15 protein-coding genes, 3 pseudogenes and 1 other annotated feature are annotated in these 21,374 nt (G+C 44.3%); of the genes and pseudogenes, 4 read left to right on the plus strand and 14 right to left on the minus strand.

The features are described 5' to 3' along the window. Nucleotides 1-108: 108 nt before the first annotated feature. The gene (locus AS030_RS20575; protein ID WP_061975239.1) at nucleotides 109-813 is read right to left on the minus strand and encodes a polysaccharide deacetylase family protein; all 705 of its coding nucleotides are present in this window, start codon (nucleotides 811-813) and stop codon (nucleotides 109-111) included. A 167-nt stretch (nucleotides 814-980) separates the two neighbouring features. On the opposite strand from AS030_RS20575, the gene AS030_RS20580 reads away from it, so the two are divergent. Further along, nucleotides 981-2,981: a CDP-glycerol glycerophosphotransferase family protein gene (locus AS030_RS20580; protein WP_061975241.1), complete on the plus strand. Its 2,001-nt coding sequence runs from the start codon at nucleotides 981-983 to the stop codon at nucleotides 2,979-2,981. A 166-nt stretch (nucleotides 2,982-3,147) separates the two neighbouring features. Here AS030_RS20580 and poxB read toward each other — a convergent pair whose 3' ends face one another. The 9 genes from poxB to AS030_RS20625 form a co-directional block, all read right to left on the minus strand. Beyond that, on the minus strand, nucleotides 3,148-4,872 hold the full coding sequence (gene poxB / locus AS030_RS20585; RefSeq protein WP_061975243.1) for a ubiquinone-dependent pyruvate dehydrogenase: 1,725 nt from the start codon (nucleotides 4,870-4,872) through the stop codon (nucleotides 3,148-3,150). Nucleotides 4,873-5,235: 363 nt separating this feature from the next. After that, nucleotides 5,236-8,421: a beta-galactosidase, LacZ type gene (gene lacZ, locus AS030_RS20590; RefSeq protein ID WP_061975245.1), complete on the minus strand. Its 3,186-nt coding sequence runs from the start codon at nucleotides 8,419-8,421 to the stop codon at nucleotides 5,236-5,238. A 126-nt stretch (nucleotides 8,422-8,547) separates the two neighbouring features. Continuing rightward, nucleotides 8,548-9,816 carry a threonine ammonia-lyase IlvA gene (ilvA, locus tag AS030_RS20595; RefSeq protein ID WP_061975248.1) on the minus strand — a complete coding sequence of 423 codons (1,269 nt, stop codon included), beginning with the start codon at nucleotides 9,814-9,816 and terminating at the stop codon, nucleotides 8,548-8,550. Between the two features lie 138 nt (nucleotides 9,817-9,954). Next, nucleotides 9,955-10,181: a binding site (T-box leader), on the minus strand. A 184-nt stretch (nucleotides 10,182-10,365) separates the two neighbouring features. Continuing rightward, on the minus strand, nucleotides 10,366-10,818 hold the full coding sequence (locus tag AS030_RS20600) for a C40 family peptidase (RefSeq protein ID WP_061975249.1): 453 nt from the start codon (nucleotides 10,816-10,818) through the stop codon (nucleotides 10,366-10,368). Nucleotides 10,819-11,027: 209 nt separating this feature from the next. After that, entirely contained in the window at nucleotides 11,028-12,821 is a 1,794-nt protein-coding gene (locus AS030_RS20605; RefSeq protein ID WP_082635919.1) for an ABC transporter ATP-binding protein, read from the minus strand. Nucleotides 12,822-12,896: 75 nt separating this feature from the next. Further along, complete coding sequence (locus AS030_RS20610; RefSeq protein ID WP_061975250.1) at nucleotides 12,897-13,868, minus strand: Gfo/Idh/MocA family protein; 972 nt, start codon at nucleotides 13,866-13,868, stop codon at nucleotides 12,897-12,899. Beyond that, complete coding sequence (locus AS030_RS20615) at nucleotides 13,868-14,821, minus strand: Gfo/Idh/MocA family protein (protein WP_061975252.1); 954 nt, start codon at nucleotides 14,819-14,821, stop codon at nucleotides 13,868-13,870. The genes AS030_RS20610 and AS030_RS20615 overlap by 1 nt, the downstream gene beginning before the upstream one ends. A 275-nt stretch (nucleotides 14,822-15,096) precedes the next feature. Further along, nucleotides 15,097-15,654 (minus strand): GNAT family N-acetyltransferase, encoded by a 558-nt coding sequence (locus AS030_RS20620; RefSeq protein ID WP_061975254.1) that lies wholly within the window; start codon nucleotides 15,652-15,654, stop codon nucleotides 15,097-15,099. 102 nt (nucleotides 15,655-15,756) lie between these two features. After that, nucleotides 15,757-16,677 carry a phytanoyl-CoA dioxygenase family protein gene (locus AS030_RS20625; RefSeq protein WP_061975257.1) on the minus strand — a complete coding sequence of 307 codons (921 nt, stop codon included), beginning with the start codon at nucleotides 16,675-16,677 and terminating at the stop codon, nucleotides 15,757-15,759. Between the two features lie 310 nt (nucleotides 16,678-16,987). Between AS030_RS20625 and AS030_RS20630 the strand changes: the two genes are divergently transcribed. Then, on the plus strand, nucleotides 16,988-17,884 hold the full coding sequence (locus AS030_RS20630; RefSeq protein ID WP_061975259.1) for a helix-turn-helix domain-containing protein: 897 nt from the start codon (nucleotides 16,988-16,990) through the stop codon (nucleotides 17,882-17,884). A 111-nt stretch (nucleotides 17,885-17,995) separates the two neighbouring features. After that, nucleotides 17,996-18,316 (plus strand): annotated as a pseudogene (locus AS030_RS23225) (formylglycine-generating enzyme family protein); the annotation flags it as partial. A gap of 178 nt (nucleotides 18,317-18,494) precedes the next feature. Here AS030_RS23225 and AS030_RS23230 read toward each other — a convergent pair. From AS030_RS23230 to AS030_RS24455, 3 genes and pseudogenes are all read right to left on the minus strand, one after another. Beyond that, nucleotides 18,495-18,731 (minus strand): annotated as a pseudogene (locus AS030_RS23230) (ABC transporter permease subunit); the annotation flags it as partial. Nucleotides 18,732-18,944: 213 nt separating this feature from the next. Next, nucleotides 18,945-19,259 (minus strand): annotated as a pseudogene (locus AS030_RS24450) (phytanoyl-CoA dioxygenase family protein); the annotation flags it as partial. Nucleotides 19,260-19,312: 53 nt separating this feature from the next. Further along, nucleotides 19,313-19,474 (minus strand): hypothetical protein, encoded by a 162-nt coding sequence (locus AS030_RS24455; protein ID WP_240482438.1) that lies wholly within the window; start codon nucleotides 19,472-19,474, stop codon nucleotides 19,313-19,315. A gap of 311 nt (nucleotides 19,475-19,785) precedes the next feature. On the opposite strand from AS030_RS24455, the gene AS030_RS20640 reads away from it, so the two are divergent. After that, on the plus strand, nucleotides 19,786-20,514 hold the full coding sequence (locus tag AS030_RS20640) for a UTRA domain-containing protein (RefSeq protein ID WP_061975261.1): 729 nt from the start codon (nucleotides 19,786-19,788) through the stop codon (nucleotides 20,512-20,514). Nucleotides 20,515-20,552: 38 nt separating this feature from the next. Here AS030_RS20640 and AS030_RS20645 read toward each other — a convergent pair whose 3' ends face one another. Beyond that, nucleotides 20,553-21,374, minus strand: coding sequence for a PfkB family carbohydrate kinase (locus tag AS030_RS20645; protein ID WP_061975263.1), 822 nt, complete (start codon nucleotides 21,372-21,374; stop codon nucleotides 20,553-20,555).

Here is a 21,374-nt window from a genome sequence, read left to right on the forward strand (position 1 = left end):
ATATAAAAATCCCCATCTCGTAAATACCGAATGAGAAATCCTCCACCAAAAATGATGACCTTGCCGACACCGAAAAATAGTAACCAATTCTTCAAATGCCTTCCCCCATTATTTTCTCATCTTCTGCAGTTCATTCACCGTTACAAACCGGTAACCCTTTTTACTTAAAGCATCGAGTGTTTTCTCCACCGACTTCAGTTCATTCCCTGTCTTATTATACATCGGGTGAAAAAGAATGATGGAACCGGGCTTCGCATTTTTCACAATATAATTCACCTTGTCTTCCACCGAGGTGTAATAGGTGTCCGGCTCTAGGCTCCACGTGATGGTGTCCATGTGAAATTTATTTGCGTAATAAGGCAGTCCGATGAGCTTTTTGCCGTTCGGTGGACGGAGATCAATCTCTCCCTTGTAGCCGGTCTGGCGGATCAAAGCATTTGTCTTTTTCAGTTCCTGCTTGATAAAAGAAGGTGACTTGAAGATCATCCGTTTGTGGGAAAATGTATGGTTGCCGATCTGGTGGCCAGCTTCTACCAGCTTCTTGCCTTCCGACATATTCTTCTCCAGCTCATTTCCGATCAGAAAAAACGTTCCTTTTGCATGATACTTTTTAAGAACAGGAAGAAGGGCATCCACATTTCCCGTTGGTCCGTCATCAAAAGTCACGGCGACCACCTTTTCCTTTGTGTCGACATGGCTTGTCAGCCCACCAAACACCTGAAAGTTCCGAGCATTCATGAGTTTATAGATCCCAAACAATACAAGAAAAAGGAAGAAAAGGACTGATAATGTAATGACCATTCTTTTTATCATAAAACCTCCATACCAGGAATAATAAATAAGGTTAAGGCCGGCTTGCTAGGTCTTTACTTCTATTTAGGTTGACCTTAATCACTTACTATAATAATATCATGGTATATAATGGCTATTTTTGTGAAATTTTGATTCATTTTGTATTAAATTTAAAACGGGGGAAAAAGATGGAGTTAGGGAAAATATTGGGAAAAAAGGTGAACAATCGAGCAATGCTTACAGATGGTTATTGTACTTTTAATGGCACTAAAAGTATAAATAATCAAAAGAAAAAGCTTCACCAAAAATACTATGTGTATAACCAGGAAACTGGAAAAGTAGTGAAACTGATTGAACACAAACCGTTGACCGTATTACAAACAATGAGTTTACGCAAGATTCGCACCAAACAAGGAAAGTTTGTTCACGAGAGAATTGTTTTTTATGTAGATTCCAAGCAAAACCTTGCTTTTCTTAAGACAAGGCAGAATCATTTTGAAAAATACATTGATAAGATTGAGAAAACACCGGCGATTCGAGGCACTGTTCTCTTATTTTTGTATCATTTTTTGTTTTTCGGGATTATGCGCTTTAAGAATAACTCGTTTAATGAAACTCATTTATCCTTTGGCTATGATAAAAGTGTTAATGTAAAGGTTCAGTTTTTCTTTCCGAAAAAAATCAGGGAACGATTTGCTTTTAACACAGGAAAACTTACACTGCTTTTTCATACCTATTGGTGCTGGGTTCCCGTTAAACTAATCTATCAGCACTATTTAGAAACGAGTTCTATTAATATACCTGTCTATATTAAAATTGATCACAACGACAACAATTATTGGTACAACCTGAAATCCGCTTCAAAACATGGCTATAATAAAAAACACTATTTATACAATACCACCTCGACCCGCTTAAAGAAAATGAACAGTGAATTATTCGTAAGAAAGTCAATCACTGGACAATATGTCATTGTGGTCACCAGTATTATGAGCAAATGGATTGCGGTGAAAGAAATGTTTGCGTATCTGCTACATTTCATAATGTTAAATAAAGAAAAGTACGATATCTATTTCGAAAAGTTCAGTATGGGGGCCTCAGAATCCGCTTTTGAGCTTTTTAAGTATGCTTATCAAAAGGGGGATGTTTGCGTTTACATCCTTGATAAGGATCATGTTCAATTTCAAGAGCTCAAACAAAAATACGGTAAACGCATTGTGGCTAAAAATAGTTTTCTTTCTTTTCTCTATATCTTTTTGGCAAGAAGCTTTCTCTCTTCAGATCTAGTCAGTCACATCCAAAGAAGGCTGTATGATAATGACAACCAGATAAAAAGAAAGGTTCTTAAGACAAACAAAAAAGTAATGCTTCAGCACGGCCCGAGTATGGCGACCAATGTTTTTGAAAGAGGATACTTTAACCGAAAAGTACCAATTGCCCCGGATTATATTCTGGTCAACTCTAATTTTGAGAGAGATTTATTTTTAAAGAATACGACTTATACTGAAAAAGAAATCATGGTCACAGGACTTCCAAACCTGGATTTATATGTGCAAGAACAAACGAACACAAAGACTGACATTACCTTTATGCTGACGTGGCGTCCATGGGACCTTACCGGAAGTATCGAACCAGGCAGCTATTTAGATCGCTATTTGTCTTTCCTGGAGCTGATCCGAAAGGAACCCTTTTATCAAGATAAAAAGGTCAATGTCGTTCTCCATCCAAAATCAAAAATCATTCTGCAGGAACAGTTTCCCGACATTTATAAACAATATGAATCATACTTTTTTGTCGGAGATATTAAAGATGCCCTGCTCCGCAGTAAGGTTGTCATTTCAGATTACTCTTCCATCACCTTTTATGCATTTGCAGGCGGAAGCAATGTAATCTTTTACTGGGAAGACAAAGAGTTGGCGGAGAAGGAATATGGTTCACCTAATATTCTACAAAAAGAGATCGCATTTGGTGATATTACCGAAAAATTTAATGAGCTGCATTCTCAAATTTCAGAAAACTACGCACGGCCACAATTATCTTTTCATATTGCTCAATATGCCAAATTGATAGAATGTACAGATGGAGAAAATACAAAAAACACATATGAATACATTCATCACCATATTTTTAATAGCCCTCCCGTCGTACAAGATGTAGAATTAACTTCTGAAAATTCGTTTTCAGCTTAAATTTAAAACAAGAGCTGAATAATAAGTGTTTACATTGAAAGCAGGGTGGAAAACGAGCCGTTTTTCCACCCTGCTTTTTCGCTGTTCTTTTTAGAAAATAGCCCTATGGATACCTGCTACTTTCAGTGTTTTTTAGACTACTCGCATGTCACTTTAATTTTGTAAACTATCTGAACAAGTTGGTCTTTGCCAGCTCGATCAGTTCGTCTCCTTTTCCGTTCAACACGGTTTTGAGCATCCACAGTGTAAAGCCGTGCGCCTGCTCGAACTCGATTTTCGGCGGAAGGGCAAGCTCCTGGCGGTTGACCACAACATCCAGAAGTACCGGACCGTTATGATTAAACGATTGTTTAACCGCATCCTCCATGTCACCTGGATCCTCGACACGAATGCCTTTAATGCCCATTCCTTCAGCTATTGAGGCATAATTGAATTGCCCAAGTGAAGTCCCGGTCTCCAGATATCCGGCTGCCTTCATCTCCAATTCCACAAAGCTTAATGAAGTGTTATTGAAGACCACCACTTTGACAGGCAACTTATGAACCTTCAGGGTGAGAAGATCCCCCATAAGCATGGCCAGTCCACCGTCTCCTGATAAGGAGATAACCTGTGCATCCCTTCTTGACACTTGGGCGCCAATGGCTTGCGGCAAGGCATTGGCCATCGTTCCATGGTTGAAGGAACCAAGCAGACGGCGTCCCTCACTCATTTGAAGGTAACGGGCAGCCCATAACGTCGGCGTTCCTACATCACATGTAAAAATCGCGTTTTCCGAAGCATAGTCACTAACGACCTTGGTTAGATATTGAGGGTGGATTGGCCCCTTCCCTTTTTTACCAGTTGCCATCTTATCAAGATCTTTGCGCACCTTGGCGTAGTCTTTGACGTGCTTATCCAGATGGCCGGTATCTTTCTTCACCTTCAATAACGGAAGCAGTGCCTCAATTGTATGCTTCACGTCGCCAACCAGCCCATAGCTGAGCGCGGCTCTTCGTCCAAGGTGTTCCCCACGGATGTCGATCTGAAGGATATCCGCTTTTTCAGGGAAAAACTGACGGTATGGAAAGTCGGTTCCGAGCATGAGCAGCACGTCGCACTCCATCATGGCGTGATAGCCTGAGGCATATCCTATGAGCCCGGTCAGACCAACCGAATATGGATTGTCGTACTCCAGATGTTCCTTCCCTCTAAGCGCAATAACCATCGGTGATTTCAGGGCATCACAGAGGGCGATGACCTCCGTATGCGCGCCTGCACACCCTGCACCGGCAAGAATGGTCACTTTTTTTCCTTTATTTAAATAACCCGCCAGCTTTTCAAGTTCTTCATCCGATGGGCGCACGACTGGCTTGGTCACATGAATCACCTGCGGAGGTACCGTTTCTTCATCATGAAGTGAAGCCACATCTCCTGGCAAAATGATGACGGATACCCCCTCCTGGCTAATGGCGTGCTGCATGGCCATCGTGACCATGCGCGGCATCTGCTCAGGACGTGTCAGCACCTCACAATAATGGCTGCAATCCCGGAATAAAAGCTCCGGACGGGTTTGCTGAAAGTATTGCCCGCCAAGCTCGTTACTTGGAATATGAGCCGCAATGGCCAGAACCGGTATCCGGTTACGGTGGCAATCATAAAGCCCGTTGATCAAATGCAGGTTCCCCGGACCGCTGCTCCCTGCACAAACTGCGATACTGTTGCTTAACATGGCATCTGATCCGGCTGCAAAGGCAGCAACTTCCTCATGGCGGACCGAAATCCATTCAATTTTTCCAGAACGACGGATGGAGTCCAGCACAGCGTTCAATGAATCTCCCACAATTCCGTATATCCGTTCAATACCGGCACTTCTCAACGACTCGACCAACAGATCAGCAACTGTTCTCTTCATAAGCACACTCCTTTTTTGAATACTGTCACGAATAGTACAAATACTTCCATATTATCCCTTGGGCGGCAGAGAATATGCAGTTATTTTCCGTACAAACCACCTTGGAGAGACACTACCCAAACAAATTAAAACGGAAACCTTTGTCTGAGGCGTCCAGAGACAGAACAGAAGCATCGGAACAACTGTTTTACTCACGGTTTCGTGCGGATTACTCACGGATTTTTTTGTCTTACTCTCCGTTCTCCTCCAATTACTCACGGAAATCAGGTCATTACTCACCATTTTTTAACAATTACTCACCATACCAATCATTTTCATAAAAAAAGATGACGCAGAGATTCCGCGTCATCCAATTCGTTTTATTTAGCTTTTCACGGCGCCAACTTTTTCTTTAAAACTGAGCTTTCCAAGCTCCGCAGCCGGCATCTGCCCCTCATTAAAAGGTTTCAGGCGGACGGCAAACTGAAAATCCCCCGTGTGCAGCTGATATTTATTCAATACATCCGGGCCGCAGCTGGCAGACCCAAGCCCATGCTGCTGAAAATCCAGATGCAGCACAATATGATTTTCTTTTACTAACTCATGCGTATGCTTGGCGGCCTCTAGCGTTTCCACCGAATAACGTGAAGCACCGAAATCGATCACGGGTATTCCTCCTGCAAACAAGCCAGTGCCATAATGATTGGTAAACGACGCCCAGCGGACTTCGTGCCGGTTGCCGTTTTCCTGTGGCAGCACGTATGGTGTGTAAAGCCCATTTACATTGGTACTCCAGACTCCAATTCGTCCAGCTTGCTTGCTGTCAATGTAGGATTCTCCTGGTCCGCGGCCATACCACTTCACCTGATCCAATTCGTTCGGCAGCTCAAGCTGCAGTCCGATTCTTGGGAGTGTGGCCGGATGGTTCCCTTCAGGCCGGCCCTCTGCTTTTAAAACCACATCGCCGCTTCCATAAATCTCGTACGTTAGCGTTGCAGAAATCCCCCAGCTTAGCTTAGCCGGTGCAATCCGGTACTTTGCCTCAATTACAACGCTCTTATCATCAGCAGAAACCTCATATGTGAAAGAGAGTAACCTCTGCTGCAGTTGATTCACGCCGAATTCCACCCACTGGTCATAGGAAGATACCGCCTTCCATCCCGAATTTGACAAAGAATCATTGTCAATCGACGCCCTCCAGAAGTTTAGCTTTGGTCCTTTTTCCAGCACCGAAGACCCTTCATGTGTCCATGATTCCATCCGTCCATTCAATTTGTTGAACACGGCCTCAAATGCCTGGCCTTTTACGTGCACTTTATGTGGCTCTTCCACTGTTTCCAAATCAGGCATAACACGTCTGTCCATTACCGCAGCTTCTGACTGAACAGGAAGCTTGAACTGGGACCAGGCGACCTCATGGCTCGCTTTTGCCCAAGCAGTATCAGAGATCAAGGTAAACGAAAGGTTCAGCCAGTAATCTGTTCCAGACTGAATGACAACCGGAAGAGCATATGGAACAGCTAACTCTTTCGTTTCACCTGCTTGAATATCCTCCAGTAACTCGACTCCACTACTCATTCGTTTGCCACCGGCTTCAATGGACCAGTTTAACTGCAAGTGATCAAGTGAAAGAAAATCATAACGGTTAAGAATGGAAACTTTTCCGTTTTTTAAATCCCGTGCTTCCACGAAAACCGGCTCTATGACTTTTTTGTACTCGGCCAATGCAGGTGATGGTGTATGATCAGGCATAACCAGTCCGTCGATCACGAAATTCCCGTCATGTGGTTGCTTACCAAAGTCTCCTCCATAGGCAAAGTATTCTTCACCATTTGCTGTGTGTTGGCGAATGCCGTGATCAAGCCACTCCCAGACAAAACCGCCCTGCAGGCGGGGATAGTTATAGAAGGTTTCCCAATATTCCTTTAATCCGCCTGGCCCATTTCCCATCGCATGCGCATATTCACATAAAATATGGGGTTTTTCCAAATCGGTCCGGCTCCCCAATTGGTCCATGATCTCAACTGCGGTATACATGGTGGTAAACACATCAGAGGCAACGGGTTCGCGTTTCGGGTTGTTGTCATCCTTGACCATGATTTCCCGTACTTCTCCCTCATAATGAACGAGACGCGAAGGATCTCGTTGTTTGGCCCATTCTGCCATCGCCACATGGTTCTGGCCGAATCCAGACTCATTTCCAAGCGACCACATAATAATGGAAGGATGATTTTTATCCCGTTCGACCATGCGGCGCATCCGGTCCATATACGCTTCCTGCCAGTCCGGATCCTCACTGAGCTGGTGCATATTATCAGTAAATACAAAGCCATGGCATTCAAGATCAGCTTCATCTATCACATATAATCCATACTCATCACACAGGTCATAAAATTTCGGATCGTTTGGATAATGAGAGGTTCTCACGGCATTGATGTTATGAGTCTTCATCAACCTCACATCTTCGATCATCCATTCCAGCGGAACCGCACGTCCAAAATCAGGATGATGGTCGTGCCGGTTAACCCCTTTCAGCTTGATCGGTACTCCGTTAACAAGGAATAATCCGTCCTTTAGTTCAACACTGCGGAATCCTGTTCTGGCTGCTAGTTCTTCGATCGTATTTCCTTGATCATCTTTAAGCGTAAGAAGAAGGTGATACAAATACGGTGATTCTGCTGACCATTTTTCAGGATTCATTACGGGCATCGACAGCGTTAGCCGTGCTTTATCGAAAGGATCAACTGAGATTTCCTCTCTTTTATCAACACCATTTACCGCTTTAAAATCCCTGTCCAATAACGATACTTCTACGTGGTAGCCCTTACATTTTTTCGAATGATGATTATGCACGTCCACATCCAAATGAAGAACAGCGTCCTGATAGTTTTCAACCAACTCTGTTCGGATAAAATAGTCGTTCACATGAACCCGTGGCTGTGCAATCAAAGACACATCCCTGAAAATCCCGCTCAGCCACCACATATCCTGATCCTCTATGTAACTCGCTTCAGACCATTGATAGACTTGTACCGCCAGGGTGTTTTTACCTTCTCTGATGAGAGAAGTGATATCGAATTCCGAAGGCAAACGGCTCCCCTGGCTGTACCCTGCTTCCTCGCCATTCACCCACACGTGAAAACTGCTGTCCACACCTTCAAAACGGAGAAGGATGTTTTGCTCTTGCCAGCCATCCGGTACATAAAATTCCCGTCTGTAGGAACCCGTAGGATTCTCATCGGGAATATAGGGTGGATCTACAGGAAACGGATATTGGACATTCGTATAATGAGGATGGCCATAACCGTTCATTTGCCAGTTGGAAGGCACCGGGATCTCATCCCAGTTCTCAACATTGAAGTCATCCCTTTGAAAACCAACAGGTGCCAGTGCCGGCTGATCTGCATAATAAAATTTCCACATTCCATTCAGCAGCTTAAACCTGGAGGATCTTCCTTTTTGATAAGATAGGGCAGATACTTTGTCTTCATAGGAGACAAAGCAAGAGCGTTCCGGCTCCCGGTTCCTTTCTAGCACCAGAAGGTTTTCCCAATCATTTTTTGTGTTCATTTTCTTCACTCCTTTCTTCAGTTTTCAGTGTAACGTTTTCTATAACCTTCCTCTTATTCCTGCCTTATTGCTTTAAATCGAAGAAGTAAAAAAAGATGGCACATATTTGTACCATCTTTCTCCCTCTTACACCAACAACTGAAACAAGGTTTTGTCCTGATTGACATTTTGATAGGCAAATCCTTTGCGGTTCATCCGCTCAATCAGCTCCGGATAGTCCTCTTTGTGCTTCAGCTCGATGCCGACCAGGGCAGGCCCGCTTTCTTTGTTGTTTTTCTTCGTATATTCAAATCGGTTAATGTCATCATCCGGTCCGAGCACTTCATCCAGAAATTCACGAAGAGCACCGGCCCGCTGTGGAAAATGAACAATGAAATAATGCTGCAAGCCTTCATAGATCATGGAACGTTCCTTGATTTCCTGCATGCGGCCGATGTCGTTGTTTCCTCCGCTCACAACACAAACGACGGTTTTGCCTTTGATCTCCCCGGCATACTCGTCCAGTGCAGCAAGTGCAAGCGATCCGGTTGGTTCAGCCACGATTGCATTCTTGTTATAAAGCGATAAAAGCGTGGAACAAACTTTTCCTTCAGGTACAACCACGATATCGTCCAAGATCTGCTGGCAGATTTCATACGTGATCTCCCCTACATTTTTTACAGCAGCACCGTCCACAAACGGATCAATACGGTCGAGGCATACATGTTTTCCCTTAAGCATGCATTCGTTCATCGCTGCCGCCCCAGCAGGTTCCGCCCCAATGACCTTCGTTTGCGGAGATACGCTTTTCATGAATGTGCCCATTCCAGCTGCCAGTCCACCGCCGCCAATCGGGACAAACATGTAATCGATGTTATCATCACAGTCATTCAGGATTTCCACTGCGACCGTCCCTTGCCCGGCAATTACGTCCTCATTGTCATAAGGATGGATAAACGTCCGGTTTTCCTCGCGGCTGCTGGCAATCGCTTGCTCGTAGGCATCGTCAAACGTGTCACCTGTGAGCACTACTTCAACGTGTTCGCCGCCGAAGAACTTGACCTGGTTCACTTTTTGCTTTGGCGTAGTGGTCGGCATAAAGATCTTGCCATTGCTTTGCAAGAGGTGGCAGGAATAGGCAACCCCCTGTGCATGATTCCCGGCACTGGCACAAGCGATACCGTTGGCGAGCTCCTGCGGGCTAAGCTTCTTGATCCGGTTATACGCCCCGCGGATCTTGAAGGAGCGGACCACCTGCAAGTCCTCCCGTTTCAAATATAATTTACAGTCATACTGTGCGGACAATAAAGGATTATATTGCAAAGGGGTATGAAGGACCACATCCTTGATGCGCTGATTGGCGATCATTATGTCTTCTACCAGCACCGTTCTTTGTTTTTGCTGTACCTGTTCCATGTTCCTCTTCCTTTCCCGTTCGTTTTTTTACTATAAAAAGACTCATGTTTTTTACCCAATAAATTTTCACAAATAAAAAACCCATATTTTTTACAAATAAAAAACCCATATTTTTTACAAATAAAAAACCCATCCCTTTTTAGGGACGAGTTTGGCTCGCGTTACCACCCTAGTTCCAGAGCGAAAACAGGCTCCGGCTCTTAGTCAACCGACATTTTAACGGAAACTACCGACAAAGCTTACTTTATCGTTCAGCTTTGCTTCTCAGAGATGATTTTCAGATAATGTTTGTTCACCGGCTCCCACCCATCCCGGCTCTCTTTGGAACAAAAATATTATCCTACTGTTCTCGTCATTGAATTTTCTGATCAATTTTAAAATTAAGGTTAACAGCTTCAAAATGACAAGTCAATAAGTTTATTATAAATTTTGAATATTCTTTAAATGTAAGCGTAATCATTTTATTGTATGTACTGGCCTTTTGTTTAGAACGGACAAATTGAATCAAACCATATAAAAAGCCGCTCACAAAATGAGCGGCTTGTTCAATTATATTCTTTTTGCGCCAATATAGCGCGGATGCCAGTAGCTGTTGCTTGTTGTTGTAATGGAGACTCCGTGGGAGGTAGCGGCCTGAATCATTTTTCCGCTTCCCATATACATGGCAACATGCGTAGGGCGTGAAGCTCTGTTGGGTGCGAAAAACATAAGATCGCCAACCTTTAGAGATTTCACTTTTGTTCCTTTATTATACATTTCAGCTGCAGTACGGGGCAGCGTCTTTCCTGATTTGCTATATGAGTATTTTACTAGTCCGGAGCAGTCGAACCCTCTTGGAGACATGCCTCCCCAAAGATAGCGGACGCCCAAATTGGACTTAGCGACAGAAATGGCTTTTGTATGGTATGTAGTCGAAGCAGCTTCACTCTTGGATGGTGATACTAGGAATGTAGTAAAAATAGCGGCAAGCAACAATAATGCTAGAAGATTCTTTTTTAACATTGAGTTGTGTTCCTCCTGTTGTTTTCTACCTGTCTAACTATATAGCACTTAGGTAACAGGAATATAGCACCACCATTACATTTATATTACAAAATAAAGCAGGATTATCCAACGTTCGCTAAATTCTTTAAAAATATCTCCGACGTTTTTACTAGAATGACAAAAAAGCTGCCGTTTGGCAGCTTTTTTCAATGCGTCTATAGAATTTGTTACACCATCTGCGTCTGCAGCAGCTGATAATAATCTCCTTCACCGGCAACCAGTGCTTCATGGGAGCCTTCTTCCTGAATTTGTCCGTCTTTGACGACAATGATTTTATCGGCATTGCGAATGGTGGATAAACGGTGGGCGATGATAATAGTTGTACGGTCTTTGGACAACTCATCGAGCGCCGCCTGGATCGCACGCTCGGTCTTCGTATCCAGTGCCGATGTAGCCTCATCCAGAATCAAGATCGCCGGGTCTTTCAGAAACATCCGGGCGATGGAAATGCGCTGCTTTTGCCCGCCCGACAGCTTCACGCCGCGCTCGCCGATCGTTGTTTCAAGCCCTTCCGGCAGACTCTCGATGAGTTCTTCCAGCTGAGCGCTTCGGATGGCGTTCCACAGCACCTCTTCACTCGCTTCAAAGTCACCATACATAATATTGTCCCGAATCGTTCCGTCAAAAAGATAAATATCCTGCTGGACGATGCCGATCTGGCCGCGCAACGATTGCAATGTCAGGTCACGCACATCCATGCCGTCGATGGTAATCTTTCCTTCAGTAATATCATAAAAACGAGGAATCAAAGAGCACAGCGTCGTTTTTCCGCCGCCGGATGGCCCTACCAGAGCCAGCGTTTCCCCGGCCCGAACACGGAACGAAATATTTTCAAGCACAGACTGGTCCTCTTCATAATCAAAGCTTACATTTTCAAATGCAATGTCACCACGTACATGGGCAATCTCAATCGCATCTTCCTTATCCTTAATGGAAGGCTCCATATCCAATACTTCAAGGTACCGCCTGAACCCTGCATACCCTTTTGGCAGCAGCTCGAGAATTTGGTTGATGTGCTTGATCGGTGCGATGAAGACGTTAGAGAGCATAACAAACGCGACAAACTCTCCGTAGGTCATCTGGTCGTTGATAACAAACCAGGAACCACAGCCGAGAACCAACAATAAGATGATCTTCATAAGGGCGAAGTTGATGGAGCTGCTCCACGCCATGATTTTGTAGGCAACCAGCTTGGCAATGCGAAAGCCGGCATTTGTGCCTTTAAACAAGTTAATTTCATGCTCTTCTTTTGTAAAAGACTGCACGATACGGATTCCGCCGATGTTGTTTTCAATCCGGGCATTGTAGCCTGCAATCTTTTCATACATCGTATGGAACGCTTTGGACATTTTTTTGCTGTAAATGAGAGAAACAAAAATGATGATCGGAATCGCGACAGCAAGAATTAAAGCCAGCTGCCAGTTGATGTTAAACATAATGGCAAAGGAACCGACGATCGTCATCATCGCGATGAACAAATCCTCCGGACCGTGGTGAGCCACTTCGCCGATGTCCATTAAGTCATTCGTCAAACCGGATACGAGATGGCCGGTTTTATTGTTGTCAAAAAACGAAAAGGACTGTCTTTGCAGCTTGGCAAACAAATCTCTGCGAAGATCCGTTTCAATGCCCACCCCAAGCCGGTGGCCGAAGTAGGTGACCACATAGTTCATGAACGTGCTCAAGATAAAAACAAACAGCAAAATGATACAAGCAATCGAAATCCAGCGCCAGTTACTTGTTGGCAGCAAGTCGTCAATCACACGGTTCATGGCAACAGGAAACGCAAGCTCCAGCAGAGCAACGAAAACCGCACAGCTGAAGTCCAGAATAAACAGCCCTTTATAAGGTTTATAATATGAGGCGAAACGTTTAATCGTATCGATGGATGCCCCCTCCTTCTTGTTAAAATGTGAATCTCCAAAAAAATGAGAAGGAGAAACTTCGTAATCTATTAACATCCTATCCTAATTGAGAATAATAATCAATTAAAATTACATAAATAGGGAGAAAAAAAGCACCTTTCAAAAAGGTGCTCATGCAATGGTGACCACTTCATGCTCCTTTGCCGACTGATAGGCAGCATCCACAATTTTGGTGGCCGCCACTCCGTCCCAGGCATTCGCAAGCTCGGTCTGTTGATTTCCAATGGTTTCTACAAAGGCATTCATCATATACAAGTATTCAAAGTCACCGTAATCGTGGTGAAGGGTCTTCGTATTGTTGTATTGAGTCACCTTCTGTGCGTAGGCCCGTAAATCGACCGACCCTTGCGTTCCAGTAGCCCGGAGTTCTATTCCTCCCCATGTCGGGAAGCCCTCCGGCCGTGACCAGCTTGGGTCGATATCGGCAATGATGCCGTTATTAAACTCCAGCTGGACATGTCCCACATCGTCAATCGTAATGCACGGAACCAAAAAGGAATCGGCTTCTGCATATACTTTTGAAACTTCCGCTCCGGTCAGCCATCTCATCAAATCAGCGAGATGCACGATATGATCCATCAGTGCGCCCCCGCCTGAAAGCTTTTTATCAATAAACCAGCCTTTCGGGCATTGCCCCGGATTTACCCCATGAAAAGCGAGCACCTCCCCAATTTGCTTTTGCTCAATCACTCGTTTCATTTCCATGGCCGGAGTATTGAATCTCAATGGAAAAGCGGTAGCCAATACCACGTCCTGTTCCACAGCTTTTTTCGCCATCCGCTCCGCGCTGACAGTGGATATGGCCAGCGGCTTTTCACACAGAACGTGTTTATTCGCTTCAATGGCCGCAAGCACCAGCTCCTCATGCTTGGCATTCTCTGAACAGACGACCACCGCCTCACATACCGCCAGCGCATCATGGATATTTTCAAAGAAGACCGTCTGCAGGTCAGCCGCTTTCTTTTTTCCGCGATGGGCATCATCATCATAAATTCCGGCCAGCTCCGTACCCGCGCATGACTTTACGGCACTCGCAAATGCTTCAAAGTGGACGTGAGCCGTTGATAAAATAGAGACCTTCATCAGGTATTCAGCTCCTTTACTAAGGAAATAGGCCGTTTTTCGTCCGCTGACTGCATGGCCAGCAAAGCCACCCTCGTGCTTTCATAGGCGTCCTTGAGTGTAATGGGAACCGGCCGGTCGTTCCGAATGGCGTCTATAAATTCCCTCAGCTCGAGATACCAAGGGTCATCCCGTAAAAGTACGGCCGGAATCTCGGTGGAATCTTTTGAAGCAGAGATATTTTTATGAACCTGCAGCGGCAAGACATCCTGGCTGTTGTAGGTAAAGAGCTCATTTTCCTGCGCGATTTCTGCCTCCTGAACAAAACCGCCGTCATACCTCCAGCTTCCTTCCAGCCGTGTGATAGACCCGTTCTCATGACGAAGGGTCAGTAATGCGTAGTAATGCTCAGTGTCACTTTGCGCAAAGATCCGAGTAACCGGCCCAAACGCCCAGCGTGCAAAATCAATGTCATGCAGTAAAAGATCAAGAATGACGCCACCGCTGTTCTTCCGTTCCAACGACCAGTTTTTCGCGCTAACCGGCAGCTGTGACCTGCGTGATAGCAGCGAAGACGCCGGCTTTTCCGGATCAATATTTTTTTTTAATTGGCGGTACTCCGGAAAATAACGAAGCACCTGTCCGACCATGACTTTGACATCCGAACGCTGTTCCTGTTCCAGCATGAATCGGCAGTCTTCCTCTGTATGTGCCATCGGTTTTTCAAGAAAAATATGCTTGTCCTTGGCTACCGCTTTTTCAAAAACTTCACGGTGCATAAAGGTTGGCAGGCAAATATCTACCACATCCGCCTGCTCCAAGCACTCGTCCAGATCGTTGTATACCGGTATTCCCTCAATTCTCCCTGTTTTGGTGGTCGAGTAAATTCCGGCAACTTCAACGTCATTCATTTTTTGATAGGCACTTAAATGAATATTTCCAATAAAACCATAGCCCAAGATGACAACTTTCACAGCAGGCACCCCTTTCTTGACGAAAAATAATCTATTTTATACATTCCCTGTTCAGGCGGGAAGACCTGCAATATTTTTGAAGTGATGGGCGGCGTTTACTCACGACTTTTGTTGGCTTACTCACGGAATTTCTATCATTACTCACCATTCGATTACATTTACTCACGGAAACTCCTATTTTACTCACCGTTTTGCCTGCTTTACTCACCAAACACATCATTTTCATAAAACGGCCCAAAAAAATACCGTTCGCAAACGGTATTTCTCTCACTCTGCTATTCTACTTGTTGCGTGCGTTCCTCATACTCCTCCTTAAGAATGCTATAGTATAAAGACGTAACTACTTTCCCATCCACACGCTCCAAAATTTTCTCTTGGCTGAACCGGAAATTGAAGCCGCATTTTTCATTCACCCGTTTGGAATTATGGTTAAAATCAAAATGGCCACACCATACAATATCGAGGTTCAGCTCTTCAAAACCAAATTGAAGCACAGTTTTCACCGCTTCAGGGACATATCCATTTCCCCAATATGCCGGATTCAGCACATAACCTATTTCTTTTTGATTTAGATATACCAGGGACAAATCAGGTGTCCGATCATGCAGGCCGATACTGCCGATGACCTTTCCTTCTGAAAGCAGCTCAATCGCCCAGGTCTCATCTTCTTTTAAAAATAAATCTATGATTTCCTTGCTTTCCTCTTCGTCCTTATGAGGCTTCCAGCCGGCATTCGGTCCCACCTGCTCACTCTTCGCATACTCGTATAAATCTTTGTAATCGGATGGTTTCCAAGGTCTCAAGCGCAATCTCTCAGTCTGCAATTCTTTCATCGGCAGGCCCCCCTCTTATTTTTTTCAATTATAGGCGAATCACCTGCAAATAGGAATAACATTCACAGAAAAAAGCAGTGCACCAGGGCACCGCTTTAAAATCTACCATTTTTTCAATCCAAGCAATTTTTCTCCCAATTCTGTGAGCTGGGCCGTCTCATATTTTTGATGCTCCAGGTTGCGCGGATCTCCCGGAAAGGCTTTTCCGGTTGGAGGTATTCTTTCCTTCCATGATTGAATTCTCGTTTCCCTCAACTGATCGTTACCTTCTTGTGCAGGGAACATGGAGATATACTGTGCAAGACGGGGCTTATCCGAATAGTTTGGGCGAATACCGTGCGGCTGCATGCTATAAAAAATAAGCAGGTCTCCAGCCTTTGTAACAACCTTTGTCGGCGTATACCCGGTCGTATCCGGTTTATGCGGATCCCGGTCTTCCGGCTGTTTCTTCACCCACTCATTAAAATCTCGGTAAAGCTCTGGAATGCATTGGAAACCGCCCATATCTACATCCGTATCCACGAGGGACAAGACTCCTTGAACATTGACCGGAATCGGATCAAGTGAAGTATCCACATCCCAATGGATGAAGCTATTGTATTCATGGCCAGGCTTCATTGGAAGGTTGAGGTTGCACCGGTCGATGCTCGCCCACAATTTTTCCGTTCCCCAGATGTCTGTAAATGCCTCATAAACTTTCGGAAACATCCGGTTGTCCCACAGGTACTGATGATTGTAGAGCTCAACCATTCCTGTGTTTTTCAGCTCCTCCATTTGGATTTCTCGCCTTGCCGGCTTATACCAGGTGGAAGAATCCTGAGGGTCCTTTTCTTCAAAATCCCAAATCAAATTGACCAGACGCTCAAGGTGATCCTTCGGAACGGCATCCCGCACAATCACATATCCGTTCTCTTTCCAAAACGACCAATCGTCTTCACTCAGCACACGCAGCGGTTCATTGTTCTTTCTCTCGTTTAACGGAACGGAGATTTTGAGAATATTATTGAGCTGTTGTTTGTTCATCTTTCTTCCTCCTTGTTTTTATTTATGGTTTGATGTTGATTTAATCGTAGTCCTCCGACTGTTTTCGTACAATTAACAATCTTGCCTTTCTTTTTTTAAATCTATACAATCTTGTGGTTACCTGGCTATGAAACTCGTAATCGTTTCCCTTTGTTTCCGTTCCCAACTCAGATACCACCACAATATTGCTCACTTTTACCAAAATCTTTCATATCTTGCGGTTCTCTATGGATTTCAAGCGTTTTCTCTTATACACTAAAAAGAACCATCATGTTCAGATGGTTCTCAAACGAATTGGGAGGTTATTGTATTGAGAGACATACTTGATCACGAATCGTTCTCCCCTGAAACTTTGTTAATCAATAAAGACCCTCATCTTCTATATGCCGGGCAGATCTGCGACAATCCCTATTGGAAGTTTTCCAGCCACAAGCATGATAACTTAAGCGAGATTGTTCATATTTGTGCCGGTAAGGGAACGTTTACGATCGATGGTACCACTTATGAAGTATCACAAGGCGATACCCTCATCTACAATAAAGATGTTCTGCACGAGGAATGGTCCAACCCTTATCAGCCGTTAAAAACCTACTTTTGCGGAGTGACCAACCTTTCCATTGCCGGGCTGGATGATCTTCATATCATCCCTTCAGGCATCGAACCTGTGATCAGACGCAATAAATATTCTTCCAAAATAGAAACCCTGATAGCCGAGATCTTTGATGAAGCGGCACTAAAAGCGGATGGGTATGAAAAAGTCTCGAAGCATTTACTGATCTCTCTCATTACGTTGATCTATCGCATCCTTCATCTGCATCCCAGTGATATTTCGGCTGAATCAAGAGACTCATTGGCACACCGGATAAAAGAATATATTGACAAGCATTATACGAAAAGTCTGTCACTGGAGGACCTTGCGGAGGCTTTTTTCATCAGTCCCTATTATCTTTCCCATGTGTTTAAGGAAGAAACAAACCTTTCACCCATTCACTACCTGATCACAAGACGAATGGGAGAAGCAAAACGGCTTCTGGTCTCAACCAATTTAAAAGTACGTGAGGTTGCCCAGCTCGTGGGTTACGATAATCCCAATTACTTTACTATGCTGTTCAAAAAGTTTACCGGTGAATCACCGAAACACTTTAAAATCAAGCATTCCGAAAAGCTGCATTACCCAAACACTAAGGAAGGCCCTTATTCCAAGTAGGAAAAGGGCCTTTTTGCTGATATATTATTGAAACTCATTCTTTCTGAACACCTGTTATCGACATATTTAAAATAGTCATGACGTTTTAAGCTGAATTCTTCTTTTTCCTGGAAGTTCCCTTATGAAAGCACTGCAAAAGACAAATATGTGGGTACAGCACCAGTGTATGCCTACCCTCCAAATAATTTTGGCCTCTATAATTCTGTAGGCAATGTATGGGAGTGGTGCTCTGATTGGTTCAGTTCTCCCCACGAGTCGAACCTTAATAACCCGGCAGGTCCAATAAAAGGGCACTCAAAAGTTACTAAGGGCGGATCGTATTTATGTCATCGATCTTATTGCAATCAGTACCGCGTGGCTGCAAGATGTGCAAATACACCTGATAGCTCTGCAGGGCACCTGGGTTTCCGATGTGCAGCTGATGCGGATTAATGCTGTTTTATCTGCCCTTCATTTTAGTAGTATTATAAAAAACTACTAAAATTTTTAGTAGTCTCTTGAACTACCCTCCACCTAAATTCTGACGAATTTTGAGGAAGGAGTCTTCTCGTTAAAATTGATAAAAAACCCCTCTCCTTTTTTGAAGAGGGGCTCACCACTTCTCACAAAATCAAGCCGCTTTATTCTTATTATAGATATCCAGCGCCACGGCAGCGAGAAGGACAAAGCCCTTGATGCCCTGCTGCCAGTCGATGCCGACGCCAAGGAGGGACATGCCGTTGTTCATGATTCCCATCACAAGACCGCCAATAATGGCTCCTGCAAAGGTTCCGATCCCCCCGTAGGCTGAAGCGCCGCCGATAAAGCAGGCAGCAATGGCATCCAGCTCAAACAGGTTACCTGCTTTAATGAGCGAAATGATGATGGCCAGGAAGGTAGGAACATGATGGTTAATGATCATAATGCCCGAAACGGCCCCCACAAAAGCAGCCACCGAACCATGAGCCCAACTTGGAACTGCCGGTGCTTTCATTCTCATAAACTTAAACTTTAGCATAAAGCGCGGTTCACCCAGCACATTTGCGGTTGCCCTGTGCCAGATATCATAATGGATCAGCGCGAAGGTACCTGCCTTTCCGTTGGCTAAGGCTTCTTCCTCTGTATCATCATCCTGGAAAATACGGGTTTCATAATATTGTGTTCCCGGCATAATTCCCGTCGGCCCGAGTTCCACAGGCGTGTCCTGAGGAAAATACATGATCATCGCCCACCATGGATGATGGTTGCGCATCCGCTGATATCCCCAATAGCTGTCTTTTTGCCAAGCACCAGCTTCAGTTGAAGCATTGTAATGGCCGTGCCGATGAGCATGAAGCATATAATCCGAACCCAAAACACTGGTCAACGCTCCTGTAATGATGGGATGATCAAACACTTTTTGAAGTTCAGGAATTCTGGGGGAGAGATTGTTCCCAGGATTTCCTTCTTCTACATATACCGTCTTAACTGTGTGTTCAATGCTTCATGAAATTCCTCGGAGAAGTCTGTTTGCAGGATAAGAAAACCATCTGTGATAAACTTCTTGATCTGCTCATCCGTCAACAAAAACGGTGAAGCCGCTTTCAACTGCGTAATCTTCCTCCTTTTCATTCTGTTCCCCTTGATTATAAGCAGAGCAAATCCTAATCAGAATAGAGAAAGCTAAGGCAGATTGGTACAAAACTAAGATATAAAAAAAGATGCCCTTCTCTTTTTAGGTACTAGTTGAACCAAGTGGCTCAACCCACTAACTGCCAATTCCATTATTTTTTAGAAAAAAATGTAACAGAATACGCTAAATAAGAAGTCAATTTACTTTGTCTATCGAATAGTTTTATAAGGACGTATTAACCATATGACTTTATATCATATTTGTTATATAATATTATATAATGACCTAATGCTAGGAGGAAGCTAAATCGATGAAACTGAACAACGCCAGTTCCCTTCCTTTATATGAACAGCTGATGATCAACATAAAAGATGAGATGGATAAAGGGGTCTATAAAGCAGGGGACAGAATTCCGAACGAGGCTGAGCTTTGTGATCTTTACAGTGTGAGCCGGATTACCGTCAGACGAGCCATTCAAGAATTGGTAGAGGAAGGACTATTGGAGCGAAAGCAAGGCAAAGGCACGTTTGTTTCCCGAAAAAAAGTGGCCCGGGAGCTGATTACCGTTGAAGGGTTCTCTGATTTCAGCAAGCAATTGGGAGTGAACTCCTCGAAAAAAGTATTGGAATGCAAGGAAATAAAAGCGACAAAACAAGTTGCCGAGGCTCTTCAGATTGAAGTGGGTTCACCTGTACTGAATCTTTCGCGCCTGATGTTTATTGATGACATGCCATTCACCATTGATATTGTCCATTATTCCCTGATCCGCTTTCCAAAACTGATGGAAAACATTTTCGAGTATGAATCCACCTACGATGTGCTTAAAAATATGTATCAAGTGAACATGCAAAAGACCTCATCCACCAAGATTTTGACCGCTGTACCTGCTTCCACCACCGAGGCTGAGTACCTGGATTGTGATCCTGGGGCCATGCTGTTCAACATTGATAAAACGGTATTTGACGATCAAGGGGTACCTATTCATATTTCCACCTTTAAAGTACCAACCACTCATATCGCATTTACCATTTCAACCTAAAAAAATGGAACTAAGCCATTTCTGGCTAGTTCCATTTTTCATACCATCAACGATTTACCATGGCCAAATGCTCCCATAATCTCACAGGTTCTTGCGGCTTTTAATGCCGCGAACTGCAGGGACTCTTTAATAGAAGACTGGTTAAAGAAGCTTGTTAAAAACCCGGCAATAAACGAATCTCCTGCTCCGAGCGTATCAATGACCTCCGCTTCCTCAATGCCTTGAATGTACCGGTTGGATCCATCTGACATAATTACGCCTTTAGAGCCTCTGGTGACCACCACATTGGCGGTTCCCAATGTATGAATTTTAGCGATCAATGCATCAATTTCCAGTTCCGATAAATCGCTTCCCGAAACAAAAGCAAACGTAAGATAAGGACATGCCTTTTGGAGCAGCTCATCGGTATAGTGATTGGAAAGATCATAAGAAAGAGGGATCAATTTCTGCAGCCGGGACAACTCATCCTCCAGACTGCTGTAAATGCTCGTGTGCAGCACATCGTAGCGTTTAATAGATTCATAATCTTCTTCTGTTAGTCTCAGCTTTAAGGCAGACTGTATGCCTCCTTTATTGGATTTCACAAAAATACGGTCGCCCTCTTCATCCAGATTAACGTAGGCTTTTCCGCTCTCCCCGATTGCCCGGCGAACCCTGCTGGCATCCACATTTTCTTTTTTCAGAGATTCAACGATATGGTCACCCTCTGTGTCATTTCCTACGATACCTATAAATGCTGTTTCAGCCGCACCGAACTGCCGTGACAGCACCGCTACATTCAGCGCGTTCCCTCCCGGATACATTTCATTCCGTTCCAAATAAACATCAACTACGTTATCACCAATGGCTATTAATTTCAT

This window comes from Fictibacillus enclensis, from assembly GCF_001457035.1.
GTDB lineage: Bacteria > Bacillota > Bacilli > Bacillales > Fictibacillaceae > Fictibacillus_C > Fictibacillus_C enclensis.